General features: G+C 35.8%; 7 protein-coding genes and 1 pseudogene. 7 read left to right on the top strand and 1 reads right to left on the bottom strand.

Annotated elements, in window-relative coordinates:
- The first annotated feature begins 368 nt into the window (after positions 1–368).
- From RT41_RS09655 to RT41_RS10365, 7 genes and pseudogenes are all read left to right on the top strand, one after another.
- Positions 369–569: a helix-turn-helix domain-containing protein gene (locus RT41_RS09655; protein WP_002403339.1), complete on the top strand. Its 201-nt coding sequence runs from the start codon at positions 369–371 to the stop codon at positions 567–569.
- A 46-nt stretch (positions 570–615) separates the two neighbouring features.
- Positions 616–3873 (top strand): helicase-related protein, encoded by a 3258-nt coding sequence (locus RT41_RS09650; RefSeq protein ID WP_096819175.1) that lies wholly within the window; start codon positions 616–618, stop codon positions 3871–3873.
- Positions 3874–4596 (top strand): DUF4391 domain-containing protein, encoded by a 723-nt coding sequence (locus RT41_RS09645; protein ID WP_096819173.1) that lies wholly within the window; start codon positions 3874–3876, stop codon positions 4594–4596.
- A gap of 35 nt (positions 4597–4631) precedes the next feature.
- Entirely contained in the window at positions 4632–6704 is a 2073-nt protein-coding gene (locus tag RT41_RS09640) for a site-specific DNA-methyltransferase (protein WP_096819171.1), read from the top strand.
- Positions 6705–6724: 20 nt separating this feature from the next.
- Positions 6725–9715 (top strand): restriction endonuclease, encoded by a 2991-nt coding sequence (locus RT41_RS09635; RefSeq protein WP_096819169.1) that lies wholly within the window; start codon positions 6725–6727, stop codon positions 9713–9715.
- Positions 9716–10179: 464 nt separating this feature from the next.
- Positions 10180–10647 carry a DUF4230 domain-containing protein gene (locus RT41_RS09630; protein WP_245811678.1) on the top strand — a complete coding sequence of 156 codons (468 nt, stop codon included), beginning with the start codon at positions 10180–10182 and terminating at the stop codon, positions 10645–10647.
- A 213-nt stretch (positions 10648–10860) separates the two neighbouring features.
- Positions 10861–10942: pseudogene (locus RT41_RS10365) on the top strand (site-specific integrase); the annotation flags it as partial.
- Here the strand turns inward: RT41_RS10365 and RT41_RS09625 are convergent.
- Positions 10929–11492, bottom strand: coding sequence for a DUF4238 domain-containing protein (locus RT41_RS09625; RefSeq protein ID WP_483868479.1), 564 nt, complete (start codon positions 11490–11492; stop codon positions 10929–10931). The pseudogene RT41_RS10365 and the gene RT41_RS09625 sit on opposite strands and share 14 nt — an antisense overlap.
- Positions 11493–11577 lie beyond the last annotated feature (85 nt).

Genomic DNA, 11577 nt, shown 5'->3' with positions numbered 1-11577 from the left:
TCAGAAAACTTTGCAACAGAACCAAACCACGCAATCGATACAAATACAAACTGCTAGAAAAGGCGATAATACGGGAGCTCTTGAGCTTGTGGCTTGAGAATCTTTTTTATTTTACGATGAATTTCATCAATGAGATACAGGCATAATTTCCAAGGGGGTAAAAATATAACACCCCTAGGTTTTGAATTAACACCCTATGACACCCCTAAACACCCCCTAAAATTTACGTTCCTACAAATATTTATCAAAATCTAATCAATCGTAAAATAATTAAGCGTTCGCTATATTTTCGTGTAAAATTTCATATCAATCGTGATATAATATATTTGTTATCGGCATATCAGATTGTAGAGAAAATAGGTGATAAGATGATGAGCTATAAAAAATTGTGGAAGTTATTAATTGACCGAGACATGTCAAAGAAAGATTTAGCTGAACTGGCTGACCTTAGTCAATACACCATCAACAAATTAAATAATAGTGGCACAGTGACAACTGAGACACTAGCTAAAATTTGCATCGCACTGAATTGTGATGTTGGGGATATTTGTGAAGTGGTAGCTGCTTAATACAGCACAGAATAAAGAATTAAAATTATAGCCTTGGGAGACGCTCATGGAATTAAAATTAATTGATAACAAGGGGGATAACACCCTAGAAAATTTAATCAGTGAAAAGGTGACGAAACATTCGAAAATCAGCATTCAAACTGCTGCATTTTCAATTTTTGCTTTTCACGCATTACAAAAGGAAATCAAGCGTTCAAAGGAGTTGCGTTTGGTTCTGACGAAATCTTTCTTTGAGAAGGAAGAAACTAGTTTTTTAAAGCGGTATGAAATTGCGCAAAGTGAAGAAGATATTTCTGGAAATAAGTATGAAATTAAGCTCAGAAATAAAATGAACACGGCTTTTATTGCTCGTGAAACGGCAAGGTTGATTGAGGAAAAAGTAAAGGTTCATCAGCTGGGACCAAATCAAAATGCTTTGGATGAACTACTGATTGAAAATGAAGCAGATATTGAAGGTAATGTGGTAGTTCCTTCAATGTTCAAATTTACTTCAGATGGCTTAGGACTTACAGAGTCAAATAACGTTTCTTCAATGACGGGAATTATTGGAGAACCTAATCACTTAGCTGGTTTAAAAGCTGACTTTGACGCTGTCTGGAATGACCCTAAAAAGTCAAAAGAAGTAACAGACAAGGTGCTTGAAAAAGTCAGAACCATTTATCAAGAAAATCCACCTGAATGGATTTATTTTGTATCGCTTTACCATATTTTTCATGACAAGTTGAGTGAATTGGATGAGCAAGATATTGCGCCAGAAGGTTCTGGGTTCAAGGATTCAGTAATTTGGAATAAGCTTTACCAATTTCAAAAAGATGGTGTGATGGGCTTAATTCGTAAGCTTGAAAAATACAACGGTGCGATTCTAGCTGATTCAGTTGGTTTAGGTAAAACTTTCTCAGCCTTGGCCGTTATCAAATATTTTGAGTTGCAACGTAAACGAGTGCTCGTTCTCGCTCCAAAACGACTACGGGATAACTGGACACTTTATACACGACCTGATGTAAGAAATGTTTTAGTGGATGACTACTTTAACTACACTGTTTTGAACCACACTGACCTTAGCCGTTATAAAGGTGAAAGTGACGGAATCAAGCTGGATACTTTTCTGTGGTCTGATTTTGATTTGGTTGTCATTGATGAATCCCACAACTTCCGTAATAACGATACCAGCGTCAATCGTGAAACCAAAACACGTTATCAACGCTTGATGGAAGATATCATTCAAAAGGGACGTAAGACAAAAGTATTGATGCTTTCAGCTACACCAATCAACAACCGAATGAATGACTTGAAAAATCAGATTGGTTTCATCACTGAAGGCAAAACGGACGCGTTGGCGAAGTATGGTGTTGATGATATTGACACGATACTGCGTTTAGCACAACAAGCTTTTAATCAATGGATGGAACTGGATGAAACTGAACGGACGACTCAAAGCTTTCTTGATAAAGTCAATCCGGATTATTTCAAGTTACTGGATATGTTGACGATTGCTCGTAGTCGGAAACACATTGAAAAATATTATGATACGACTTCATTGGGAGATTTCCCTGAACGCTTGAAGCCAATGACAGTGAAACCAAAAATTGATGCATCAGGGCAGTTCCCTGACTTACAGGATGTTTATGATTCAATCGGTTACTTGAACATGGCAATGTACCAACCACTTCAGTATGTGCTCTCGACTAAAAGAAAGCGCTACGAAGAATTATATGACACCAAGGTAAAAGAAGGGAAGTCGTCATTCAGGCAAGTTGACCGTGAACAAGCCTTGGCTAAATTGATTCGTGCCAATTTGTTCAAACGACTGGAAAGTTCCATTTATTCGTTTGGATTAACCCTTGACCGAATGGTTGGCGGGATTGAAGATATCCTTGAAAAAATCAAAGAGCATCAAGCGGGTAACGTGGAAATGCCAAGTATCACTGATTTTGATGATGAGGATTTGGAAAGTGCCTTTGACGAACAGGCAGTGGGGACAAAAACTAAAATATTGATTGGTGATATGGACTTGGTGAAGTGGTCCCAAGCTCTTAATGAAGATCTGGAAACGTTGAAAGAATTGCAAACCGTCACGCATCGAGTAACACCGGACAAAGATGATAAGTTGATGGACTTGGAGAAAATTCTCAAGCATAAGTATGAGCATCCAATTAATGGCAACAACAAGAAAGTAATCATCTTTACTGCCTTTGCAGATACGGCTAAGTATCTCTATGAGAACTTAGCTGACAAAGTAAAAAGACTTTATGGTCTGAATTCTGCGTTGGTGACGGGTGGTTCTACACCGAACAAAACAACCATGAAAGGTGTGGCCGTCAATGATATGAGTGATATCTTGACGACCTTCTCACCGATATCAAAAGGGCGTGACCAGATCAATCCGAACGCAACCGAAGAAATTGATTTGTTGATTGCAACGGATACCATCTCTGAAGGGCAAAACTTGCAGGATGCAGATTACTTGATTAACTACGATATTCACTGGAATCCAGTGCGTGTCATTCAACGTTTCGGGCGTATTGACCGTATTGGCTCACGTAATAAACAGATTCAACTAGTAAACTTCTGGCCAAATGTGGACTTGGATACTTATCTGAATCTGGAACAACGTGTCAAGGGACGTATGATCATGTTAAATACGGCAGCAACCGGTGAAGATGACTTATTGAATATAAAGTCTAATAAAGAAATGAACGACTTGAAATACCGTAAGAAACAGTTGGAACAACTCCAAACTCAAGTCATTGATTTGGAAGACGTCAATGGGGCAATTTCCATCACCGACATGACCTTCAATGACTTCAAAGCAGACTTGCAGAATGCTTTGAAAGAGCATGAGAAGTTGTTGAATGAAGCACCGCTAGGCATGTATGCAATTACGGATACAACCAACTTCCCCGAAGCTGAACCGGGTGTCATATTGACCTTGAAGCAGCAGACGAATGACTTGGGACAAGAAAACAGTATCTTGCCGTACATTGTTGTTTATATGCGAATGGATGGAACAGTCAAAATAAACTACATGTACGCCAAGCAAGTGTTGGACTTCTTTAAAAAGCTGACGGTCGGTAAAAAAACGGTCAACCAACCACTTGTAGATGAGTTTTATGAGGAAACGAATGGTGGTAAGGACATGAGTGCCTATTCTGAAATCTTGAGTAAAGCGATTGAAGCAATTCGAGGTAAGCAAGATGAAGTGGGGATTGGGTCATTGTTCTCACCTGGCGGTACTAGTGTCCAAACGGAACTTTTGGATGATCTAGATGACGTTGAGTTAATTTCATTTTTGATTATTAGGTAGGTGAGCAGATTGGAAACGAAAGACATAATCAAATGGTGGAAATTTCCAAGCGCTACAATAATCAATCGGAATTTACCAAAGACACAAATCTATCCGCATATGAAAAATACTGTGGATAAGCAGTTCTTACAAAATTCTGTCCAAAGCATCTATATGTTGGCCAGTCTGAAAACTGACAATACACATATTGCTGTGTATGAGGACGACAAGGAACTTTATCAAGAAATTCAGTTTCTTTATGTGAAAACCAAGGATAAAGGTGACTCGACTAAAATCTATAAAATGTTGGCACACCTGATTCCATATCCATTAGTTATCCTCACCGATGAACCGGATAGTTTTACGATCTACACGGGTCGCTTTGAGAAGTTATCAACAGGCTTTTTGAAGTTGGTGAATGTGTATCCATCCCCGGTTTATCAAGATGAAGACTTGGAAGAAGTATTGCAACAAATATCGCTGATTGATTTACCACGTCAGAATCTAAAAACATGTTATGACGGACTTCGGGATGAGATTGCGACGGCTACAGCCAAGTCGCAGTATGGTGAAGCGGTTGGTAATATCACTGGAGAAGAAAAAGACCATCTAGATTATTTGAAAAAACAGATTGAAGACTTGCGTGGTCAAATTAAGAAAGAACGTCAGTTGAATCGCAAAATTGATATGCAGATGAAGTTGAAAAAATTAAGAGATGAACTTTCAAGCAAAATAAATCAGTAAATATGCTTGACAAGTTAAGGAAGGAACACCAGCCTATGACGAACGAACGAACGAACGAACGATTAGAGGAAGTCTCTAGTCATTCGCTTGATATTACTGAACAAAATATTGAAAAGCTGAAGGAATTGTTTCCTGAAGTTTTAACTGAGAAGAAAATTGATTTTGACAAATTGCGCTTGATTCTTGGGGATGAAGTTGAAACGGCACCAGAACGTTATAGTTTTACTTGGAACGGCAAGAAGCAAGCGATGCAATTGGCACAAAAGTCAACTACGGCAACGCTTAAACCCAATAAAGAAAAGTCAAAGAATTGGGATGAAACAAAGAATATCTACATTGAGGGCGATAACCTCGAAGTATTAAAGTTATTGCAGAAGTCTTATTCTAACAAAGTCAAAATGATATACGTGGATCCTCCGTATAACACGGGTGGCGATTTTGTTTATAAAGATTCTTTTGGCGATAATTTGAATAACTATTTAGAACAAACAGGTCAAATTGATAGTCAAGGTAATAAATTATCAACCAATAGTGACACGGATGGAAGATTTCATACCAACTGGCTAAATATGATGTATCCAAGATTGAAACTAGCTAGAAATCTTTTAACTGAAGATGGCGTAATTTTTATCTCTATTGACGATAAAGAAGTTGATAATTTGAGAAAGGTATGTGACGAAATATTTGGGCCAACTAATTTCGTTAACGCAATATCGGTAAAAATGTCCGAATCCTCAGGTGTAAAAATGGCTCATACGTCTAAAAGACTTCCAAAGTTAAAAGAGTATGTATTAATTTATAAGAAGAAAGATATTATTCTAAAAGATATAAAAATTGCCAAAGAGAAGTGGGATGATGAATATAAATCCATAATGACTGAAATCACAGAAGAAGAATGGAATAAAATGTCTGAGATAATTTCAGATGTTGAACGTTCCGAGTCTGATTTTACTTTTGTTAAAAAGTTATTGGACAAAGCAAACTATATGAGTCTATCAAAATATTTTCGAGAAAAAGAAATTACTTCTAACGAAGAGAAAAATAAATTCAAGTATGCTAATGCTTGGAGAATTTTCCAAACTGTATCTATGGGGAGTGGAACATCGAGTGAAATCGTAGAATCCCGAAGAAATTTATTAAAAAAAATATTTTTTCCTTATGTTACCAGTACAGGACAGCTTTATGTAATCAAAGGTGATTTTGATGAATCGTCAAGAAAACCTAGAATGCAAGTCTTATTTGCTCAAGATTATTTAAGTTATCATCCCGGGGATTTTTGGACAGATATTAAGACAACTGGGCTAGATAATGAAGGTGGAATTCCATTTAAGAACGGAAAGAAACCTTTAGCTCTAATACAGCGATTAATTGATATGGCAACAGATTCAAACGATGTTATCTTAGATTTTTTCTCTGGATCAGGTACAACAGCAGAAGCGATAATGAAATCATCCGCAACTGACAATAAAAATCATAATTTTATTCTAGTGCAGTTGCCTGAAAGTTTGGAAGAATCGTTGAAACAAGCCAAGGATAATAATGAAAAGAAAGTAATTAAGAATACGATTGACTTTTTAGATGGATTGAATTTGGAAAGAAATATTACGCAAATTGGTGAGGAACGCATTCGACGTGCAGGGGAGAAAATTATTTCTGAAAATCCTGATTTGAAAGGCAAACTCGATATTGGTTTTAAGGTCTTTGAGCTTAGCGACTCAAATATCAAAAAGTGGAATGTCGATACAGCAGATTTGAATGAGCAGTTTGAATTACTGGCTAACAACTTTGAAGAAGGTTCAAAACCAATCGATGTTGTTTATGAAATTATGTTGAAGCAAGGTCTTGATTTGACTTATCCAATTAGTGAAACAAAAGTTGGGGATGCGGTTGTTTATGATATTGCCTTTGGTGCAATGTTTGTAGTACTTGGTGACAAGATTACGAGCGAAGTGGCAAGTCATATTATTAAGCAAATTGCTGATGAAGAAGCTGAAAACTCAGTAGTTGTTTTACAGGATGAAAAATTCATCAATGATAGTGAGAAGTTAAATACGATTGAGCAGCTCAATGCAAGTGGCATCCAGTACAATGACATTTTAAGTATTTAAAGCAAAGGAGGTAAAGACTCTTGAAAATACAATTTGATACACTCGACTATCAAACAGATGCCGTTAACAGTGCGGTGCGCGTGTTTGAAGGTCAGACAATTAAAGAATCAAATTTTACGATTACAAACGATGACCCGCAAGGAACTTTGTTTGCTAACGATGGTATCGGTGTTGGTAATCGTGTCATCATTAACGAAGAACAGATGCTAAAAAACGTTAATAAGACGCAAATTTTAAACGGTATTGTTCCTAGCGATAATTTGTTTGGAAATAACAAAGCTTTCCCACAGTTCAACATTGAGATGGAAACTGGTACAGGGAAGACCTTTGTTTATTTGAAAACAATTCTTGAGTTGAATAAGCAATATGGATTTTTGAAATTCGTAATTGTTGTGCCAAGTATTGCGATTAAGGAAGGGGTGCTTAAATCCTTCGAAATTACAAAGGACTACTTCAAAAATCAATACAATGGTGTTATTTACAATTTGTTCATGTTTGATAGCAGCAAACCTGACCGTGTTAGCTCATTTGCATCGGCGAACACTATCGATATCATGGTTACAACCATTCAATCTTTCAATAAAGATACAAACGTCATGAATCGTGAGAACGAACAGCTTTCTGGTGCACGGCCGATTGACTTGATTGCTGAAACCCGACCGATTGTTATTATTGATGAACCACAGTCTGTCGATAATACTGATCTGGCGAAAGATGCGTTGAAGAGTTTAGATCCATCTGCGGGATTCCGTTATTCAGCAACTCACCGCGATAATACTTATCCTAAGATTTATCAATTGGGTGCGGTTGATGCTTATGACAATCAACTCGTTAAGCAGATTGAAGTTGCTGGAATTGAGATGGATGAAGATGGTAACCGTGCGCATTTGAAGCTGATTGAAACAAAGACTGGTAAGAATGGTATTACGGCCAAAATTGAAGTTTATAAGAAAACGCGTAATGACGCTGACAAGACAATTATGAACTTCAAAGCTGGCGACGACATGTTCAGTAAGACCAAACTTCAGGTCTATGATAAAGTTGGTTTCATTCAGGACATTGATGCTACACCTGGTTTTGAGTCAGTGACATTTTCAGGTAATCCAGAAAAAATCACTCTTGAATCAGCTACATTAGAAGATGAAGCAACGAAGCGTGCTCAGATTTCTAAAACGATTGAAGAGCACCTGAACAAGGAATTGAAATTTAAGCAAGTTGGACAACGGATAAAGGTGTTGAGTTTGTTCTTCTTGGATAAGGTTGAAAACTACCGCATTTATAATGAAGAGGGTAATCCTAGTCTTGGCCGTTATGCTCGTATTTTTGAAGAAGAATATGAACGCTTGATTCATTTGTCCAAGTACAAAGAATTGAACGATGTGAATGTGCCAGTATCCGAAGTCCATGATGGTTATTTCTCAGCAGATAATAAAGGTAAGTTAAAAAATACCATGGGTGATACTCAGGCCGATGAATCTACCTACGAGATGATTATGAAGAACAAGGAAGGCTTACTGACTTTCTATGATGAGGAGAAGCATCATACAGCGAAGGCTAATAAAATTCGCTTCATTTTCTCTCATTCAGCTTTGAAGGAAGGTTGGGACAACCCGAATGTATTCCAGATTGCCACTTTGATTGAAACAAAGGATACAATTACCAAACGTCAGAAAATTGGTCGTGGCCTGCGTATTGCGGTTAACGAAGATGGTGAACGTGTCCCTGGATTTTCTGTTAACACGCTGACTGTTATGGCAAATGAAAGCTATAAGGATTTTGCTGAAGGTCTTCAAAAAGAATATGAAGAAGATGGTGTTATCTTTGGTGTGTTCAATAAAGATAGCTTTGCAACCATTATTATTAAGTACGACGAAGTGACTGAAGAAATGGAAATTCTTGGTAAAGAGAAATCTGAGCAACTGTTCAACTATCTTAAGCAAGAAGAATTTATTAATTCATCTGGGCGGGCAACTGATAAGTTGAAACAAGCGATTACTGATGAGGAAATTGAAGTTCCAGAAGATTTCATCGAAGTCGTATCACAGATTTTGGATGTTGCTAGGTCTAAGGTTAAGAGTCTTGATATCAAGGATGCCAAAGATAAGGTTGAAGTCAAGGTAGTGAAAGAAGCCTTAGCGGATGATTTCTTGGAACTTTGGAACAAAATCAAATATAAAACGACTTATAAGATTGATTTCGATTCAGACAAGTTGATTGAACTTGCTACGAATGGAAATGAGTCATTTGACGGTGTTAATTCCATTCAAACGCGTAAAGGAACTTACCTCTACAAGAAGGGGATGGTTGAGGTGAGTCGAGCCGGTGTGAAGGCTGATGAATCTAGCGAAAGCAGTATTCGTGCAACAACGAGTGGTGCGTACAAATTGCCAGATATCATTACTTTCTTGCAAAATGAAACAAGTTTGACTCGCAAGACAATCGTCGCAATTTTGCAGTCAGTCAACAATCTGGATAGTTTTAAGAACAATCCATTGTCATATATGAATCAGGCTGCGAAGATTATCAACGCAATCAAGAATCAATTGATTGTGGATGGTATTGAATATACTCGTACAAGTGATGAATATGAACAGACGCTGTTTAGCACTGAAACCTTGAATGCTTACCTCGGTGAAAAAGGGAATTCTGTTAAAGTTGATGAAAGTAAACAAAAGACTGTTTATGACTATGTTGTAACTGATTCAAGCATTGAAAAGGATTTTGCTCGTAAGGCTGAAATGGATGACAATGTTAAGTTCTACATTAAGCTGCCAGATTGGTTCAAGATTCGCACACCGCTTGGGCCTTACAATCCAGACTGGGCATTGCTGTATGAAGAAGATGATGAGCAACACCTATATTTCATCGTTGAAACGAAAGGTGATACAAGCTTTGAACAGTTACGTCCTCATGAACGGGCTAAGATTCTGGCTGGTGAGAAACACTTTAAAGCAGTTGATACAGATATTAAATTTAAGCGGGTTTCTGATGAAGCGGAGATTCGTGGGTAATCTATATTTGAAATAAAACAGGAAGAAGTAAATCAATGGTACAGCAACGTTCATTTAAAAACTATGTTAATACGGGTTCTGTTGCAAAGTTTTCCAAAAAATCTATTTTAGTGTAAAATTGAGAAAAAAGACAGAGAGGACAGAGTAATGAATCATTTTAAAGGCAAACAATTAAAAAAATCCAAGTATTTATACTTGGATAAAAAGTCTAACTTTTGGGGTGCACATCAGATGTAGTAGTTATAAAAAAGATTAGATAGTATACAAAGCTAGATATTTTACAAGGAAAAGAAGTAATTGAGGACAAATGCATTGATTTTTTTAAAAAAATTTTTAAAATATAAAATTCCACTTTGTTTTTTTTAGTTGTATTAATTATAATCATTGGAGCATACATAAAAGGATTCACTTCAGGGAATTCTTTATTAGGTTCTGAAAAAAGATCATATTCCATGGTAAGATACTTGACTAAGGTAGATGAACAAGTATTTTTAAATGCAGGAATAACAGATATAGAAACAGAGGCAAATAACTTAAAAATACCTTGGACAAAAATTGGTGTTCCGTATACTGAAAAAAAAGCAATCATTATTTTAAATTATGATGCAAAATTAGGAATTAAAAAACCAATATCCATTCATAAAGAAGATTCTAAAAACTATACAATAACAATCCCAGAATTTGAAGTTATAGGGGTCGCTTTGTCAAGAAAAAATCCTTATAAGCTATATGATAAAGAAGGGGAATTACTCAGTATAGGTACTGAAGATATTGATACAGGGGCGTTAACAGTTAATAAATTATCTAATGAATCTCAAAAAAAATATTTAAATCAGTACAAAGATCTTATTAGAGAATCAGCAAAAAACTATTATGATACGGTGTTTAAAAGTATAAATCCCGATATAAACATTAAATATGAATTTAAATAAATTCGATCAGAGATAAGGACTATAATTATATAATGACCCCTCAAAAAGACTATTAAAATAGCCCCCATTATCTATCGGTTAGATAATGGGGGCTGTTTTTTTGTTAAGTGATATAATAAACCATAAAAGAAGTTTAGAAATACGGTCCTGGTCATCAATAAATAAACAATTTATTTAATTAATTATTTAATTTCAGAAAGGTATATATAAATCATGGCGCAACAAATTGTCCTACCCATCAAAGACTCCAACGTCTTAAAGATGGTACAAGTGACGTTAAGTCAAGTTTTTAGAGTAATAGTTTTAGCATATTCTGTCATTTTAATAAATGGCAAAATTAACTTTCCCTGTGATGAATCAATCCTGAATTCATAGAGTGAGTCTTGCCCCTTTGAATTGGTATGCTTTCTAAACGAATCTTCTAATATCTTATTTTTGCTATGTTTCTCATAACTAAGAATATGTTTCTTTAAATAATCCTCAGATATTTTTTCACTAAAATAAAGATTGGAATTAGAATTTAAATAAAAATATTTATTAATTTTATCGATATCTTTATCATTAATTTTAACATTCATACTGTTAGAGTTAGTAATCTTATATGTTTTAGGATCATATAAAAACAAACAAAGTTTTGGGGTTATTGGAAAGAATAACTCAAAACCTAGATTGCTAAATCCAGTCCCATCTGAGTATCCGTTTAAACTTTTTGCAAATATATTATCTTTATTAATTGGAACATCCGTAGTAATAAATTCTCTTGATCTAGAGTTATGAGAAATAAGGCACATTTCTAAATCATGAAGTTTGTATTGTAACTCAGACGACATTGAAAGTAGGAGCACACTATTCTCTTTTTTATCGAATCTTAATATTTCTTTAACTTGATTCGAAAGTTTGTCTAAATGGTTCTGTTGCAAAGTTTTCTGA

It is taken from the genome of Lactococcus fujiensis JCM 16395, assembly GCF_002441655.1.
GTDB lineage: Bacteria > Bacillota > Bacilli > Lactobacillales > Streptococcaceae > Lactococcus > Lactococcus fujiensis.
This window is presented reverse-complemented; position numbering and strand designations above follow the sequence as displayed.